Origin of the sequence: Lysinibacillus sp. ACHW1.5 (assembly GCF_022014815.1) — a bacterium.
Classification (GTDB): Bacteria; Bacillota; Bacilli; order Bacillales_A; family Planococcaceae; genus Lysinibacillus; species Lysinibacillus capsici.
This window is the reverse complement of sequence record NZ_CP091777.1, coordinates 2,312,248-2,328,885: the sequence shown is the minus strand read 5'-3', so window position 1 is coordinate 2,328,885 and position 16,638 is coordinate 2,312,248. Positions and strand designations below refer to the sequence as shown.

15 protein-coding genes and 1 riboswitch are annotated in these 16,638 nt (G+C 39.5%); of the genes, 7 read left to right on the top strand and 8 right to left on the bottom strand.

The window, feature by feature from the left end:
* Positions 1–13: 13 nt before the first annotated feature.
* The 3 genes from L6W14_RS11485 to plsY form a co-directional block, all read right to left on the bottom strand.
* Positions 14–1,558 (bottom strand): spore germination protein, encoded by a 1,545-nt coding sequence (locus L6W14_RS11485; RefSeq protein WP_131520149.1) that lies wholly within the window; start codon positions 1,556–1,558, stop codon positions 14–16.
* Between the two features lie 188 nt (positions 1,559–1,746).
* On the bottom strand, positions 1,747–2,037 hold the full coding sequence (locus tag L6W14_RS11480; RefSeq protein WP_004227919.1) for a HesB/YadR/YfhF family protein: 291 nt from the start codon (positions 2,035–2,037) through the stop codon (positions 1,747–1,749).
* 19 nt (positions 2,038–2,056) lie between these two features.
* A complete protein-coding gene (plsY, locus tag L6W14_RS11475; protein ID WP_048393068.1) occupies positions 2,057–2,659 on the bottom strand; it encodes a glycerol-3-phosphate 1-O-acyltransferase PlsY in 603 nt (200 codons plus the stop codon).
* A gap of 551 nt (positions 2,660–3,210) precedes the next feature.
* Between plsY and parE the strand changes: the two genes are divergently transcribed.
* The 7 genes from parE to L6W14_RS11440 all read left to right on the top strand — a co-directional run bounded on the left by parE (position 3,211) and on the right by L6W14_RS11440 (position 11,517).
* Positions 3,211–5,187: a DNA topoisomerase IV subunit B gene (parE, locus tag L6W14_RS11470; RefSeq protein WP_048393067.1), complete on the top strand. Its 1,977-nt coding sequence runs from the start codon at positions 3,211–3,213 to the stop codon at positions 5,185–5,187.
* Positions 5,184–7,622, top strand: a complete 2,439-nt coding sequence (gene parC, locus L6W14_RS11465) for a DNA topoisomerase IV subunit A (protein WP_131520152.1) — start codon at positions 5,184–5,186, stop codon at positions 7,620–7,622. The genes parE and parC overlap by 4 nt, the downstream gene beginning before the upstream one ends.
* Positions 7,623–7,730: 108 nt before the next feature.
* A riboswitch (TPP riboswitch) is annotated at positions 7,731–7,841 on the top strand.
* Positions 7,842–7,993: 152 nt separating this feature from the next.
* The gene (locus L6W14_RS11460) at positions 7,994–8,989 is read left to right on the top strand and encodes an ABC transporter substrate-binding protein (RefSeq protein WP_237898007.1); all 996 of its coding nucleotides are present in this window, start codon (positions 7,994–7,996) and stop codon (positions 8,987–8,989) included.
* A gap of 1 nt (position 8,990) precedes the next feature.
* Complete coding sequence (locus L6W14_RS11455; protein ID WP_237898006.1) at positions 8,991–9,281, top strand: thiamine-binding protein; 291 nt, start codon at positions 8,991–8,993, stop codon at positions 9,279–9,281.
* Positions 9,281–10,054, top strand: a complete 774-nt coding sequence (locus L6W14_RS11450; RefSeq protein ID WP_131520155.1) for an ABC transporter permease — start codon at positions 9,281–9,283, stop codon at positions 10,052–10,054. Before L6W14_RS11455 ends, L6W14_RS11450 begins: the two co-directional genes overlap by 1 nt.
* The gene (locus L6W14_RS11445; protein ID WP_054550230.1) at positions 10,029–10,778 is read left to right on the top strand and encodes an ABC transporter ATP-binding protein; all 750 of its coding nucleotides are present in this window, start codon (positions 10,029–10,031) and stop codon (positions 10,776–10,778) included. The genes L6W14_RS11450 and L6W14_RS11445 overlap by 26 nt, the downstream gene beginning before the upstream one ends.
* Positions 10,768–11,517, top strand: a complete 750-nt coding sequence (locus tag L6W14_RS11440) for a TatD family hydrolase (protein ID WP_237900975.1) — start codon at positions 10,768–10,770, stop codon at positions 11,515–11,517. The genes L6W14_RS11445 and L6W14_RS11440 overlap by 11 nt, the downstream gene beginning before the upstream one ends.
* Before the next feature lie 26 nt (positions 11,518–11,543).
* On the opposite strand, the gene L6W14_RS11435 is transcribed toward L6W14_RS11440, so the two are convergent.
* The 5 genes from L6W14_RS11435 to L6W14_RS11415 form a co-directional block, all read right to left on the bottom strand.
* Entirely contained in the window at positions 11,544–11,720 is a 177-nt protein-coding gene (locus L6W14_RS11435) for a hypothetical protein (RefSeq protein ID WP_004227938.1), read from the bottom strand.
* A 97-nt stretch (positions 11,721–11,817) separates the two neighbouring features.
* Complete coding sequence (locus L6W14_RS11430) at positions 11,818–13,362, bottom strand: solute symporter family protein (RefSeq protein ID WP_036079363.1); 1,545 nt, start codon at positions 13,360–13,362, stop codon at positions 11,818–11,820.
* 8 nt (positions 13,363–13,370) lie between these two features.
* Complete coding sequence (locus L6W14_RS11425; RefSeq protein ID WP_048393058.1) at positions 13,371–13,709, bottom strand: DUF485 domain-containing protein; 339 nt, start codon at positions 13,707–13,709, stop codon at positions 13,371–13,373.
* Positions 13,710–14,190: 481 nt separating this feature from the next.
* Entirely contained in the window at positions 14,191–15,744 is a 1,554-nt protein-coding gene (locus tag L6W14_RS11420) for a solute symporter family protein (RefSeq protein ID WP_004227944.1), read from the bottom strand.
* Positions 15,745–16,080, bottom strand: a complete 336-nt coding sequence (locus L6W14_RS11415; protein WP_004227946.1) for a DUF485 domain-containing protein — start codon at positions 16,078–16,080, stop codon at positions 15,745–15,747.
* Positions 16,081–16,638 lie beyond the last annotated feature (558 nt).

The following is a 16,638-nucleotide window of genomic DNA, read 5'->3' as shown; positions in this document are numbered from 1 at the left end:
ATTTATCCAGTTGTTATTTCCTGCCTTTTAGATTGATATAGTTATGTCCTCTAACAATATTTTTTTGATTGACTAAACGAGGTCGTGTAAGTAATTTTCTACGCGGGAACAGCAAAAATGCATCCTTCTGATCCTGTAATACCAATGGTGCGAATGGGCTTAAATAAGGTACACCAAATGAACGAATGCTACATAGGTGAAGAATAATTAGCATAATGCCAAACATTACACCGAATAAACCAAACATAGCAGCTAAAATCATTAATGGGAAACGTAGTACACGAATCGTATTCGATAAGCCATAGGCAGGGAAGAGAAAGCTACAAATCGCTGTTAAGGCTACAATAATTACCATTACAGCGGATACGACGCCTGCATCAACTGCTGCCTGTCCAATAACTAAAGTACCTACAATGGATACCGCAGGACCGATTGTCCGAGGCATACGAAGTCCAGCTTCCCTTAAGACCTCAAAGGCAACCTCCATAATAAGCGCTTCTACTACTGCAGGAAAGGGTACGCCTTCCCTTTGTGAAGCAATGCTAATTAACATGGGTGTCGGTAGCATTTCCTGGTGAAAGGTAGTAATCGCCACATACAAGGATGGTGCTACTAATGCCAGACTGATACCAAAGAAACGCAGTATACGTACGAGTGAGCTAATCATCCAATGCTGATAATAATCTTCTGCTGATTGTAAAAAGGATGTAAATAGCGCTGGTACGACTAAGACAAAAGGTGTGCCATCAACTAGAATCGCCACTTTGCCATCTAATAATTCACCTGCGATGACATCAGGACGTTCGGAGTTGTAGACGGTTGGAAACATCGAGTTTTTTGAGTCTTGAATAAAATCTTCAATATAGCCACTTTCCAGAATGCCATCAATATTAATACGATCTAGTCGAGCCAATACCTCTGCGACGATTTTGTCACTGGCGATGCCATTTATATACATCACCGCTACATCTGTTTGTGTCACATCTCCGATAACACGGGACTTAATCCAGAGATTCGGACTTTTAATTTTGCGACGAATGAGCGCTGTATTCGTACGCAAGGTTTCCGTAAAGGACTCCCTCGGTCCGCGAATAACGGATTCCGTCGATGGCTCCGTGACAGCTCGATCCTTGGCACTTCTAGTACTTGTCACAATCCCTTCGGCAAAGCCATCTAATAAAATAACCGTTTCACCATTGAGAATGGCATTGTAGAGTGTTGTGAAATGCTCAATATTCGTCACATCGCCTACTGTTAAATAGGAATTTCGAACATATTGATTAATGGTTGTTATTTCAATATCTTGTTCTTCTTCAATATTTGCCATCAGTTTATCGATAACAGAATCAGAAATAGTCGTTTTATCCGATAGGCCATCAATGGAAATAATGGCGAGGCTATGGGGATCAGTTTCTCCAATCGCAATTTCACGTATGATAATATCATTACTATGCCCTAGTGACTGTTGAATGATTTTTATATTTTTAGATAGGGAAGTATACAATAAATCGTTCGTTGTATGGGATGGGGAGGTCTCGTTATTGCTAGACATGGACATGTGTTTTCCTCCTCAAAAGGTCGTTCATTACCTTTAGAATGGACAATTTTTTTGAGAGATAAACGAAAGAGATATGAAAAATCTAGCTATTTGTAGCAATATTACATCACTTGCAACTTTCGTGTGTCCTTGTTTGTAATAAATAAAAAAACAGTCTGTCCTTTCATGTATGGAAAGGACAGACTGTTTTATGTACGATAGTCGTATTGTAATTCATCTTTACTTGTATCAACATCTACATGTAAATTGTGATCGTTAAAGAACCAAAGATCTTTCTCATCAATGTAATAGATAACACCATCAATTTCTGTCTGTACACCTATGGCAATAGGTTCCTCACGTGTCATGCCTAGCGAAAAGCCTTCATGAAACGGACTTGAGCCACCATAGCGTGCATAAAAACGAATTGTATCACCAGGTTCAACTTCCATTTCATGTTTGAACCATTGTAGGGCCTCATCTGTCAATGCAATATTCATTTCAAATGCTCCTCTCTTCCTACAGCCATTTTACCTTTGGTTCGGTGCCGTTTTTAATACGGGCAATATTGGCACGGTGACGATAAATAATAAAGGTAAATAAAAAGGCTACCAAGATGCCTAATGCAAAGTCACCTGTAATAAAATAATAAACGATTGCATAGATAAGCGCTACTAAAGCGGCTATCATTGATGTTAAGCTGACGATTTTTGTGATTTTTAAAGTCACAATAAAGGTAATAAATAGTAGGACAAAGAGTGGCCAAGAATAGCCTAATAATACACCCGCTGACGTTGCCACAGCTTTCCCACCACGGAAGTTGGCAAAGATCGGGAACATATGACCGATTACTGCGACAAGGCCCAGTAATAAAGAATGGAGTGTAGTATCAGAGAAAACAGGAAGTGTCACGAGTAAGACAGCGGCAGTCCCTTTTAAGACATCCATCACTGTAACAATAATACCAGCCTTTTTCCCTAATGTTCTAAAAGTATTGGTCGCACCAAGATTACCGCTCCCGTGTTCACGAATATCGGTATTATAAAAAATTTTGCCTATCCATAATCCAGAAGGTATAGAGCCGATTAGATAAGCACATAAAATAATAAGTCCATTGATCATAGTTGGACTCCTTTCATTCATAGTCCATCACTTGGTACTAATAGTTTGTAACAAGTATTTTACACTTTTTCTTGCTAATCTACAATGTTATGAAGGAGATTTCATCCGAAGTCTTGAATCAATACAAAAGAGAATCTATTAGCGAGGACTAGGCTTTTAGACGTAAATTTGTAGGAAGCACTAAAACCTTTATAAAAATATAGGCAAAATGGCAATTTTGTCAATCGCTCATTCCTTTGGTAGAATAGAAGTCTAACTTTATCCTGTTTCAGCGCAAGGCACGAGGTAGTGTGCAAGCATCACCACTTTATTTTGCAACTAAGTAGGCTTCAATGCGTCAAATGATGATGGAAGCTAGAAGCAGTCTGTCTTGCTCAAATACCAATTTTAAGCAACTGTTGAAGATGTTTACTATTAATAAAAAAGATCAAAACTGTGAGCAAATTTTAAAATTTTATTGGACCTGTCGCTAGCTATTGACAGGAAATGCTATTATTATTAGGATGAGAACATAAATAGAACATGCGTTTGTTTTTTGGAGGGGAATTTTTTTGACGAATAAACAGTCACCTAGCGTCTATAATGATGACGCTATACAAGTATTAGAAGGATTAGAAGCGGTACGCAAACGACCTGGCATGTATATCGGTTCGACGGATGGCCGTGGACTTCATCACCTTGTGTATGAAATCGTAGATAATGCGGTGGATGAAGCACTGGCTGGCTTTGGATCTCATATTATTGTCACAATTCATAAAGATCAAAGTATGAGTGTGCGCGACTTTGGACGTGGAATGCCAACCGGTATGCATAAAATGGGCAAACCGACACCAGAAATTATTTTTACTGTGCTACACGCTGGTGGTAAATTTGGTCAAGGTGGCTATAAAACAAGTGGAGGTTTACATGGTGTTGGTTCTTCCGTTGTGAATGCGCTCTCAACATTTTTAGAGGTGACAATCCATCGCGATGGTAAAAAGTATCGTCAACGCTTTGAGCATGGTGGACAGCCTGTCACAACACTTGAAAACATTGGGCAGACCAAGCAGACAGGAACGCTTGTTCATTTCTTACCAGATGAAACGATCTTCTCTGTCACAAAATTCAATTATGATACGTTAGCAGAACGATTACGTGAATCAGCCTTTTTATTAAAGGGCTTAAAAATTGAATTAATTGATGAGCGCGAGGAAGGCAAGAGCGATGTGTTCTTTTATGAGAATGGCATCGAGGCTTTCGTTGCGTATTTGAATGAGGAAAAAGATGTTCTTCATCCAGTAAAATATGTAGAAGGCGTACAGGATGAAATCGAAGTAGAGTTCGCTTTCCAGTATAACGATGGTTATTCAGAAACGATTTTATCATTTGTTAATAATGTCCGTACACGTGATGGTGGTACACATGAAACGGGTGCAAAGGCAGCGTTGACGCGTGTCTTTAATGAATATGCAAGAAAAATTGGCCTGTTAAAGGACAAGGATAAAAACCTTGAGGGGACAGATATTCGTGAGGGCTTAGCAGCGATCGTGTCTGTTCGTATCCCAGAGCATTTACTGCAATTTGAAGGACAAACAAAGGGCAAGCTTGGGACAAGTGAGGCTCGTTCTGCAGTAGATAGTGTAGTGTCTGAGCAAATTTTGTATGTGCTAGAGGAAAATGCAGAGTTATCAGCTTCTCTTGTTCGTAAAGCGATTCGAGCGCAGCAAGTGCGTGAAGCAGCTCGTAAAGCGCGTGAGGATGCACGAAATGGCAAGAAAAATAAAAAGGGTAGTACGATTTTATCTGGAAAATTAACGCCAGCTCAGTCACGTAATGCAGCAAAAAATGAGCTGTATTTAGTCGAGGGGGATTCTGCGGGTGGCTCTGCTAAACAAGGACGTGACCGTACATTCCAAGCGATTCTGCCATTGCGCGGGAAGGTCATCAACACAGAAAAAGCCAAGCTACAGGATATTATGAAAAACGAAGAAATTTCAACGATTATCCATGCGATTGGGGCAGGTGTTGGCACGGATTTTGCGGTGGAGGATTCTGCCTACAATAAAGTAGTCATCATGACCGATGCGGATACGGATGGGGCACATATTCAAGTCTTGCTATTAACATTCTTCTATCGTTATATGCGTCCGCTCATTGAGTCTGGAAAGGTCTATATCGCACTACCGCCGCTTTATAAAGTCTCAAGAGGTACAGGAAAAAAAGAAGTCATTGAATATGCTTGGACAGAAAGTGACTTACAAAAGGCCATCAAGAAGGTTGGAAAGGGTTACATATTACAGCGCTATAAAGGTCTTGGTGAGATGAATGCAGACCAACTATGGGACACAACAATGAACCCTGAAACACGGACATTAATTCGTGTCACAATCGAGGATGGTGCACGAGCGGAGAGACGTGTCACGACGTTAATGGGTGATAAGGTGGAACCACGTCGTAAATGGATCGAAGCCAATGTAGACTTCGGTATGGAGGATGATTCTAACATTTTAGAGAATGAATTCATCCAACAAGAGGAGGACCAAGCATGAGTAGTACAGAAAAGTTTCAAGATTTACCGTTAGAAGAAGTAATGGGTGACCGTTTTGGTCGCTATAGTAAATATATTATTCAAGACCGCGCGTTGCCTGATGCACGTGACGGTCTTAAACCAGTACAGCGCCGTATTTTATATGCGATGTTTACGGAAGGCAACACACATGATAAGCCGTTCCGTAAATCCGCAAAAACAGTGGGTAATGTAATTGGTAACTATCATCCGCACGGCGATAGCTCTGTGTATGAAGCGATGGTACGGATGAGTCAGGACTGGAAGGCACGTCATATGCTCATTGAGATGCACGGGAACAATGGCTCGGTAGATGGCGATCCACCAGCTGCAATGCGGTATACAGAGGCGAGACTATCAGCTATTGCCGCTGAAATGCTACGAGATATTGGCAAGAAAACGGTCGAATTTGTGCCAAACTTTGATGATCAGGATATGGAGCCAACTGTATTACCAGCACGTTTTCCTAACCTTTTAGTCAATGGCTCTACAGGAATTTCTGCTGGGTATGCGACAGATATTCCGCCACATGCCTTAGATGAAGTACTGGATGCTGTGTTGATGCGCTTAGACAAGCCTAATGTTACTGTAGATGAATTGATGACGGTGATTAAAGGACCTGATTTCCCAACGGGTGGAATCATTCAAGGTGTTGATGGCATTAAAAAGGCGTATGAAACAGGTCGGGGTAAAATCATCGTCCGTGCACAAGCAGTTGTTGAACCAATCAAGGGTGGTAAAGAGCAAATTGTTATCACTGAGTTACCATATGATGTAAATAAAGCGAATCTTGTGAAAAAAATTGATGAGCAACGGGTAGATAAACGACTAGAAGGCATTGCGGAAATTCGTGATGAATCAGACCGTACAGGGTTACGTGTCGTAATTGAGCTGAAAAAGGATGTACCAGGACAAGGAATTTTACAGTACTTGTTTAAAACAACGGATTTACAGGTAGCTTATAATTTTAATATGATTGCCATTCATAATCGTCGTCCAACGATGATGACATTGCCTTTATTGCTAGATGCCTATATTGCCCACCAAAAAGAAGTGGTAACAAACCGTTCCATTTATGATTTGCAAAAGGCAAAGGATCGTTCTCATATTGTAGATGGATTAATTAAAGCCCTTTCCATTTTAGATGAAGTCATTGCGACGATTCGTTCTTCAAATGATAAGAAGGATGCGAAGCTTAATTTACAAGCAAAGTTTGATTTTACAGAGGTACAGGCAGAGGCCATTGTAAGCCTGCAATTATATCGTTTAACGAATACGGATATTACAGAGCTTCGTCATGAACAGGACGAGTTAAATAAGCTAATTGCGAAGCTAGAGGGGATTCTACAAAGTGAAGCAAAGCTAGTGCGTGTTATTAAACAAGAGTTACTAGATATTAAGAAGCGCTTTACAGAGCCTCGTCGCTCGAAGATTGAGCAAGAAATTGAAGAAATTAAAATTACATTGGATGTCCTTGTGCCAAGTGAAGAGGTTGTCGTAACAGTAACGAAGGATGGTTATATTAAACGTACATCCACACGTTCCCATGCCGCTTCAAACGGGCAAGATTTTGCCATGAAGGATTCAGATTATTTATTGTATGAAGCAAACTTAAATACACAGCACCATCTATTGCTGTTCACAAATCGAGGCAATTATATTTATCAGCCTGTTCATGAGCTGCCTGATATACGCTGGAAGGATCTCGGCCAGCATATTTCAAGTATTGTGCCAACAGGGGAAGATGAATCCATTATTGCGGTTTATGGCTTCGAAACCTTTGACCAGCCAAATACGTATGTCTTCACAGCCACAAAAGATGGCCAAATTAAGCGCTCACCACTCGCAGACTATGCGGTAACACGTTATTCAAAGCCAATTAAAACGATGAACGTCAAGGCTGGTGATGCGATGATCTATGCATCATTTGTAACAGATGACGTGGAGCTGATGCTCACAACGGATACAGCCTATGCGATTCGTTTCCCTATGGAGGAGTTACCAGTTACAGGTGTGAAAACAGGCGGTGTGAAAGGGATCACACTAAAAGATGGAGAAGCCTTAGTTGGAGTCAATGTGTTACAGCCTGATGTTACCAACTATGTAGTGATTGTGACACAGCGTGGGGCCGTGAAGAAAATGAATGTTGCTGAAGTTGAAGTAGCAAGTCGTGCAAAACGTGGACTAAAAGTATTAACAGAGTTAAAAGCAAACCCTCACCGAATTGTGGCAGTTGTTCAAGCAACAGACGAGGAGCAGGTTGTGATTGAAACTGAAAAAGGTGTTCAAGAGATGATTGACGTACAAGCATTGTCTCGTGCGGATCGACATTCCAATGGTTCATTTAAAGTGGATATTGCAACAGATGGAGCAATTTCTCATGTTGTAACAGCCAAAAAAGAACAGAAACCAAGCTAAAAGCATGCCCAGCCTCTTAGGAGCGCTGGGCTTTAAGCTCTATTCAAAAATAGCACCTTGTCATTTAAGTGAAACTATGGGTATAATAATCATCGAAAAGTTCATAGCGAAAGAATGTAGGGGGGCTAGTAATTGCTAGCTGAGATTGTGTCCGGTAGACGCTGACCCTTTGAACCTGATTTGGCTCGTACCAGCGTAGGGAACATCTAATCAAAAAGCAAAGTTTTGAAGATTGATTGCAATACGTCTGGGAGGAATCCTAGGCGTTTTTTATGTTTTCAAGCAACAGCTTGCCAACATTGTATACGCTTTCTTCTGGTGACAACATTCATGCATGAACACTTTCATATTACAAACTGGGAGGCTTTCGCATGAAAAAATGGTTTTTTATTTTATTGGCAGCACTATTGACATTAGTAGGCTGTAGTGACAAGGATGACAAGCAGGCTGCTGACAAGCTGAAAAAGGTGTCTGTGGTACTGGATTGGACGCCGAATACAAATCATACAGGACTATATGCTGCAAAAAAACTCGGTTATTTTGAGGAACAGGGCTTAGATGTTGATATTATTATGCCTGGCGAGGCGGGCGCAGATCAGCTTGTTGCTTCTGGAAAGGCGGATTTTGGCGTGAGCTATCAGGAAGGCATAACACAGGCACGAGTACAGGGTGTGCCGCTGGTCTCCATCGCAGCAATTATACAGCATAATACATCTGGCTTTGCTTCTATTGCTTCGAAGGGCATTACATCGCCAAAGGATTTTGAAGGTAAAACCTATGGTGGTTGGGGCGCGCCATTAGAGCAAGCCGTTTTACAATCACTCATGCAAAAAGAAAAGGCAGATATTAATAAGCTAGATATCGTCAATGCAGGGGATTTAGATTTCTTCACAATGATGGAAAAAGATATAGATTTTGCTTGGATTTATTATGCATGGACTGGTATTGAGGCTGAGCTGCGTGGGGAAAAGATTAATATGCTATATCTTACAGACTATAGTGATCAATTGGATTATTATACGCCGGTTTTAGCTACAAATGAAAAAATGATACAGGACAACCCCGATGTAGTCAAAGCCTTTGTGGCAGCCGCATCGAAGGGCTATGAATACGCAATTAAAAACCCAAGTGAAGCGGCTGATATTTTAATCGAAGCGGCCCCTGATTTAGATAAAACGTTAGTGCATAAAAGTCAGGAATGGCTGGCTGATAAATACCAGGATGATGCCAAGCAATGGGGAGAGCAAAAGCTTTCTGTGTGGGAAAATTATGCGAAATGGATGTCAAGCAATCAAGTACTAGAGGGCGAATTTGATGCGAAAAAAGCCTTTACTAATGATTTCTTACCTAAAAAGGAGGCCAAATAAGATGGCAAATTCATTAATCAGTGTACAAATCATTCCGAAGACAGAGAAATATGAAGATGTTATACCATATGTCGATGCAGCAATTGCGGTAATCGATGCTTCTGGAGTGAAATATGAGGTACATCCATTGGAAACAACGATGGAGGGTGAGCTTTCAACATTGCTCCAAATCATTGAAAAAATGAATGAGAAGATGATCGAGCTTGGTGCCATTAATGTCATTACACAAGTGAAAATTTTATATCAGCCAACGGGTATTACGATGGAGACATTAACGGAGAAATATCAGTAATGAAACGTGCATTACAGAAGGGAAGGACGATAATTTTTATCGCCTTCCTCTTATTCATATGGGAACTAATCGTGCGGTTTGCTGAAGTTCCTCATTGGTTAGTACCCACACCAAGTAGTATTTTGTCAGAAGCCATCCAGTCGTATCAAACCTTTCTACCACATGCATTCGCTACAGTACAATTAGCTCTACTAGGATTAGCCATTGGCATCGCTTGTGGGCTAACGGTGGCAATAGTGTTGCATCGATTTACATTTATTCGAGAACTGTTTTATCCAATTCTTATTATGTCGCAGAATGTTCCTATTCTAGTCTTGGCACCGCTCCTTATTATTTGGTTTGGCTTTGGCCTATTACCGAAGCTTATCATTATCTGTCTTGTGTGCTTTTTCCCGATTGTCATTGCAGCGATGGATGGATTTAGACAAACAGCTCCAGAATTAAAGCATTATTTTGCCATGGTTGGTGCTACAAGGGCACAAACCTTTTGGAAGCTGGAATGGCCTTATGCCTATCCTGCTATTTTTTCAGGCATTAAAATTGCGGCTACATATAGTGTGATGGGGGCTGTGATTGCGGAGTGGCTTGGTGCAAAAAAGGGTATTGGTGTTTACATGACCCTAGCCCAGTCCTCCTTCCGTACGGATCGTGTATTTGTGGCAATTTTTGCGATTGTTCTCTTGAGCTTACTATTGTTTAGTGGTATTCGTTTACTTGAAAAATTCATGGTGAAGGGAAGAGGCTATCATGCTCAGCATTCAAAACATCGCTAAATCCTTCGATGCGCTCAAAGTCCTTGATCAACTTTCTTTTGACGTCAAGGATGGAGAGTTTGTGGCCATCGTGGGTCCTTCAGGCAGTGGTAAAAGTACACTTTTTCAATTAATTGGTGGTGTTTCGCCAATTGATCAAGGAGCCATTTTATTGAATGGAGAGGATATCCAACAAAAAAAAGGAACGATTGGCTATATGCCACAGCAGCCATGTCTATTACCCTGGCGTACAATAGTAGAAAATGTCACGCTTGTAGAGGAATTACAACATAAATCAAATGTTGAACGTGCCAAGGAATGGTTAGAAAAGGTTGGTCTTGCCTCTTTTATCCATGCCTACCCGAACGAACTGTCTGGAGGCATGCAGCAGCGTGTGTCCTTTATTCGAGCAATGGTCAGTGATAAGCCGATTTTATGCTTAGACGAACCATTTTCTGCGTTGGATGAATTTACTCGACTGGAAATGCAAGCATGGCTTTTATCTATCTGGGAGGAGTACCGCAAATCCATTCTATTTGTTACACATAGTATTGAGGAAGCTCTCTTTTTAGCAGATCGCATACTTGTTTTAACCAAACGTCCTGCTACCGTTAAAAAGGAAATCATCGTGCCGTTTGAAAGACCTCGGAAAGAGGAAATTCGACATTCTGCAGCATTCACAGCGTTAAAGCAACAATTGTTTATGTATTTACAGGAGGAAAAGGGTGATATGTATGTTGATTGATGCGCATATTCATTTGGATCAGTACACCGATGAGGAAATTCCTTCCTTATTAGAAGAAGTGAAAGCTGTAATCGCGGTTAGTATGCAACTTGCCTCTTGTGAAAGAACGTTGCGTTTATCGAATAGCTATCAGCAAGTAAAGGCTGCTTTTGGCTTTCATCCTGAACAGCCTTTACTAAGTCCAAATGATGAGGCGGTTTTATTCGATTGGATTCGTTCGCATCAGGATGACATGGTTGCTATTGGTGAGGTGGGTCTACCTTATTATTTAAGACAAGAGCAAGCGATTGATGAACGTCCCTATGTGGCGCTATTAGAGCGTTTTGTTGTATTGGCGAAGGAGCTGGACAAGCCAATTGTGTTACACGCAGTATATGAGGACGCCCATATTGTGTGTGATTTGCTGGAAAAGCATCAGCTTCACGAAGTCCATTTTCATTGGTTTAAAGGGGATGAAGCTATTGTGAAGCGCATGATAGAGTGTGGTTATTTTATTTCCATTACGCCAGATTGCTTGTACGAAGAGGAAATTCAACAGCTAATTTATGATTATCCGATTGATTTGATGATGGTAGAAACGGATGGTCCTTGGCCGTTTGAGGGACCGTTTACGAAGAAGCGTACATCTCCCTGGATGATGCACTCAACGATTGAGGTGATTGCCTCCATCAAAGGGCTATCAACACAGGAAGTGGCCAAAATTATTACGCAAAACACGAAAACATTTTATCGGCTTTAATAAGAAAAAGCAGTATAGGGTACGAGTTATTCGTCCTTATACTGCTTTTTATATTTCGTATAATCATGCTCTAATTTTTCGTTTTTTGTTTTCGTTAGACGTTCATGTGTACTAAAAGAGATAGATTGTCGATTTTTTTCAACATCTTTACCAACTGTGCGTTTAATGTGCATCCGCTTCTTTTTAGCTTTAGATTGTGACATGAGCATCGCCTCCAATTCATTTTTAATTCTATAGTAGCGAATAGGGAAGAAAAAGTAAAACCTCGTAAGCAAGATACTTACGAGGCTGTCGAGTGTATTAGTGAGATACGTCCTGTACAGAAATACCTGTGTTTGCTTTAACGTCAACTTCACGATACTTCGCATCATCTGTTTCTTTAGAAAGTAATGTGCCGATGAAACCACCAAGGAAACCAAGTGGTACAGAGATTAAGGCTGGGTTCGTTAACATAATTAAAGGATCACCAACGAAAATTGCCTTACCTTCAACTGGATTCCAAACGTTTGGAGACATAGCAACTAATACTAACGCAGAGATTAAACCTGTTAACATCGCAGTAACAGCACCCGCTGTATTAAAGCGTTTCCAATAAATTGTGTAGATGATAACTGGAAGGTTAGCAGATCCTGCGATACAGAATGCTAAAGATACTAAAAATGCAACGTTTAGTGTTTGTGCACCAAGTGCTAATAGGATAGAAATAACAGCGATTGTAATCGAACCGATACGAGCTGCAAGAACTTGCTCTTTTTCTGTAATTTTACCCTTTTTGATAATTTGTCCATAAATATCATGAGATAGGGCAGATGCACCAGAAAGTACAAGACCTGCTACTACCGCTAAAATTGTTGCGAATGCTACTGCACAAACGAATGAGAATAGAATGTCGCCACCAAGTGCTTCTGCAAGAAGTGGGGCAGCCATGTTACCAGCAGCGTTTGCTGCGATAATATCTTCTTTCCCAACGAATGCTGCTGCACCGAAGCCTAAGAAAATTGTTAGAACGTAGAAGATACCTACGATCCAAGTAGCCCAAATAACAGATGAACGAGCTGTTTTTGCGTCTTTTACTGTGAAGAAACGCATTAAGATATGTGGAAGACCCGCAGTACCTAATACTAACGCAATTAACATAGAGATTGTATCAAGTCCATTTGTATATTTAAGACCTGGGTTTAAATAAGCAGCTCCACTGTCAGTAACCGTTGTCATTTCTTTAAACATTGTAGAGATACTGAAGCCGAACTCTTTTAATACTAAGAACGAAATAATAACTGTACCCAACATTAAAAGACAAGCTTTAATAATTTGTACCCAAGATGTTGCTGTCATACCACCGAATAGTACGTAAGTTGTCATCATGAATCCTACGATTAATACGGCGATCCAATAGTCGATTCCTAAAAGTAATTGAATAAGTGCTCCTGCACCAACTAGTTGTGCAATCATGTAGAATAAAACAATTGTAATAGTGCTTAAAGCAGCTGTTCCACGAACTTTGGCGTTATCAAAACGCGCTGTAATCATGTCAGCTAATGTAAATTTCCCAAGGTTACGTAATGGCTCAGCAACGATATATAATACCACTAAGTAAGCTACTAAATAACCAATAGAGAAGAAGAATCCATCGAATCCAAATAATGCTACAGCACCAGCGATACCCAAGAAGGATGCTGCTGATAAATAGTCACCAGCGATAGCTAGTCCATTTTGCCAGCCTGTTAAGCCACCACCAGCAGTGTAGAAATCACTTGCTGAAGATGTACGTTTTGATGCCCACCATGTAATAACTAATGTTAAACCAACAATGGCTACGAAGAAGAATATGGCTGTAAAACTCATTCCGTTACTCATCGGCGGCCACCTCCGTTCTCGTATTCAGCGATTATGGCTTTTGCTTCTCTATCGAAGCTATTTGCCTTTGCTACATATAAATGACATAACCCCCATGTCATGATGAAAAGTCCTGCTGCATAGATCCACACCCAAGTAATTTCCCCAAATGCCTTTTGGTGTAGAATTGTCGTGTACGATGTCAGAATTGGTAACAACATGTATGCCGATAAAAATATGGCAGTCATAGACCAAAGAAAAGAGTTCTTTCTTCGTACAAGTGACTTAAATGATTCTTGATTTGCAATTGAATCATAGTCAATCACGATACCTTTTTTTGCTTGATTGTTCGCCATTAACATTCCCCATTTTGTGTATATTTTTTCTACCTCAAGACTTGATTTTGCTAGTTTAGTGAATTCACATTTTCATTTTATGAAACAGTTCACAAAATTGCAATACATTTCAGAAAAATTATGTAAAAAAAATTTTTTAGAAAATACTCCTAAGAGAGAAAAAATGGCGCAAAGCCAAGAATATAAAGGGTTTTAGAAAATTCAGATAAATAAATGAAGTGAAGAGAAATCTAGATTCTTGACAAAAAACGAAGGGTAAATTTACAAAAAAATCTTGTTTTTTCAATTAAAATTAAACACTATTTACCTAGTGAAAATTGGATTTTTTCTGTTTTTTGGAAGTAAAATAATATTGTTCGATAAATAAATTGGTAGATATTGAATAACAAAAAAGGCGAAAAACTCGACCAAAAATCGAATTTTTTGCCTATTTTTTTGCATTTTTTGAATTGAGGTTCATTATGCAGGAGGTGTATAAATATTAATGTGAAATATCAGAGACAGACACGCCTGTATTTGCTTTCACACGAATTTCTTTATAAATACGTTCTGCTTCTTCCTGTGGCACTTTGTTAGATGAAAGGACAGTACCTAAGTACCCAGCAATAAAGCCTAATGGAATCGTAATAATCGCTGGAACAGCAAGTGGCACAAGTGGTTGTCCAACAAAGATAGCCGCACCTTCAACTGGGCTCCACACATTGGGTCCCATTGCTCCTAAAATTAAACATGATACTAACCCCGTTACCATTGCAGTTACAGCACCTGTAGAATTAAATTTCTTCCAATAGATTGTATAAAGGATTACAGGTAGGTTTGCTGATGCGCCGATACAAAAGGCGAATGACACTAGGAATGAAACGTTTAAGTTTTGTGCAAACAGAGCAAGAATAATAGACACGATCGCAATCGAGATAGAGCCTGTACGCGCTGCGACTACCTGTTGCTTCTCTGTTAATTTACCGCCCTTAATGATTTCTCCATAAATATCATGAGAAATGGCTGAAGCCCCTGTTAGTACTAAACCAGAAACAACGGCTAAAATAGTCGCAAATGCCACTGCGCCGATAAATGCCATCAATACATCTCCACCTAAGTAATGCGCAAGAAGTGGAGCAGCTGTATTACCAGCCTTACTTTCAGCAAGAATTTGATCTAAACCTACAAAGTTTAATGCACCGAACCCTAAGAAAATTGTTAATGAAAAGAAAATAGCTGTAATCCAAGTTGTCCAAGAAATAGAGGCACGTGCTGTCTTTGCATCCTTTACTGTAAAGAAACGCATTAAAATATGTGGTAAACCAGATGTTCCTAAAACTAAAGCCATCATCATCGAAACGGAGTCGATTGTGCTTGTATACTTAATTCCAGGTACAAGGAACTTTTCGCCATGATCTACTGCAATTGTGTCGAACATCTTCATAAGAGAGAAGTCAAATTTCATTAACACTAAGACCGCTAATAAACCTGTTCCGAATAATAAAAGACTTGCTTTAATGATTTGCACCCAAGAAGTCGCTGTCATACCACCAAACAATACATAAGTTGTCATCATAACACCGACAATTAAAACGGCAATCCAATACTCAATACCGAATAATAGCTTAATCAATGCACCAGCACCAACTAGCTGTGCAATCATATAAAGAATTACGATAATAATGGTCCCTGACGCTGCCACACCACGAATTCGCTTTTCATTAAAACGAGCCGTTAACATATCTGCTAACGTGTAGCGGCCTAAGTTTCGCATTGGCTCAGCAATAACATAAAGCAGCACTAAATTCGCTACTACATAGCCTACAGAGAAGAAGAAACCATCAAAGCCAGTTAAGGCAATTGCACCAGACACCCCAAGAAAGGCTGCCGCAGATAAATAGTCACCAGCAATCGCAAAGCCGTTTTGCCACCCCTTTAAACCACCACCAGCAGTGTAAAAATCAGCCGCAGAAGATGTACGCTTTGCTGCAATATAGGTAACAACAAGTGTTAAGCCAACAATAGCTAAAAAGAAACCTATAGATACGATATTCATTTATTTTCCACCTTTCGCCTGGTACTCTGCAAGAACAGCAGCTGCAGCTTTATCGAATGAAGCAGCTTTTTTTACATATACTGTACAAAGCACAATGGTCATGATAAATAATCCTGCAGAATAAACCCATACACCCGTAATATTTCCGAAGAATTTTTGTTGTAGTACAGGCTGGAAAGCAAGAATCGGAAGCAGGATATAAAGAATTAAAAACACTGCTGTAATCGAGAAAAGAAAGGTATTTTTCTTTTTTACAAAGCTATTAAATGATTCCATTGCTTCAATTGCATGATAATCAATTGATTGGGCCTGTTTTTTGCTTGAAACATTCGCCATTATTATTCCCCCTAAAGTTATATATTTCTGTTTTAAACGACATATTTCTTTTTCGTTCGTCGTTATATTCACTTATTTTATGGGGGAGAATCCTATAATGCAATACTAAATTTTGAGTTTTTATAATTTTTAGTTACTTTTGTTTTGAGGAAATAACATAGAAATAATAAGGATTTATTAGAAAAATTACGTTTAAAAGAGCATGCGGTTTTCTGATGAAATAATATTGTTAAAATAGTTTGTTGTTGATAAAAATGAATGTAGGAGAAAATACAAACATAAAAGAGAATTTTCTGTATTTTATTATTCTGCTATTAAATTCCAGGGGAGCTGGTTTAGTAGAAATAATTTGTTATATAACAATTATCTGAGATTTTGGGAAATAACGAAAATGATAAAAAAAAGCTATGAAAAAATTTTTAAAAAGGATGTGTCATTTGGAAGAATTAGTGAGGTGGAATTCCAGAATCAGTTAATGTTCACATGTTATACAAATAGCCATCTGGGTGTAAGTCCATTATCTTGTGTTTAGCTTCTATAATGAATAAAATAAGGTGA

Excerpts from the sequence above, each read along its gene's own strand:
- L6W14_RS11420 (WP_004227944.1), bottom strand. The coding sequence starts at position 15,744 with ATGAATATCGTATCTATAGGTTTCTTTTTAGCTATTGTTGGCTTAACA.
- L6W14_RS11425 (WP_048393058.1), bottom strand. The coding sequence starts at position 13,709 with ATGGCGAACAATCAAGCAAAAAAAGGTATCGTGATTGACTATGATTCA.
- L6W14_RS11430 (WP_036079363.1), bottom strand. The coding sequence starts at position 13,362 with ATGAGTTTTACAGCCATATTCTTCTTCGTAGCCATTGTTGGTTTAACA.
- L6W14_RS11455 (WP_237898006.1), top strand. The coding sequence starts at position 8,991 with ATGGCAAATTCATTAATCAGTGTACAAATCATTCCGAAGACAGAGAAA.
- L6W14_RS11485 (WP_131520149.1), bottom strand. The coding sequence starts at position 1,558 with ATGTCCATGTCTAGCAATAACGAGACCTCCCCATCCCATACAACGAAC.
- L6W14_RS11460 (WP_237898007.1), top strand. The coding sequence starts at position 7,994 with ATGAAAAAATGGTTTTTTATTTTATTGGCAGCACTATTGACATTAGTA.
- L6W14_RS11435 (WP_004227938.1), bottom strand. The coding sequence starts at position 11,720 with ATGTCACAATCTAAAGCTAAAAAGAAGCGGATGCACATTAAACGCACA.
- plsY (WP_048393068.1), bottom strand. The coding sequence starts at position 2,659 with ATGATCAATGGACTTATTATTTTATGTGCTTATCTAATCGGCTCTATA.
- L6W14_RS11415 (WP_004227946.1), bottom strand. The coding sequence starts at position 16,080 with ATGGCGAATGTTTCAAGCAAAAAACAGGCCCAATCAATTGATTATCAT.
- L6W14_RS11440 (WP_237900975.1), top strand. The coding sequence starts at position 10,768 with ATGTTGATTGATGCGCATATTCATTTGGATCAGTACACCGATGAGGAA.
- L6W14_RS11450 (WP_131520155.1), top strand. The coding sequence starts at position 9,281 with ATGAAACGTGCATTACAGAAGGGAAGGACGATAATTTTTATCGCCTTC.
- L6W14_RS11480 (WP_004227919.1), bottom strand. The coding sequence starts at position 2,037 with ATGAATATTGCATTGACAGATGAGGCCCTACAATGGTTCAAACATGAA.
- L6W14_RS11445 (WP_054550230.1), top strand. The coding sequence starts at position 10,029 with ATGCTCAGCATTCAAAACATCGCTAAATCCTTCGATGCGCTCAAAGTC.
- parC (WP_131520152.1), top strand. The coding sequence starts at position 5,184 with ATGAGTAGTACAGAAAAGTTTCAAGATTTACCGTTAGAAGAAGTAATG.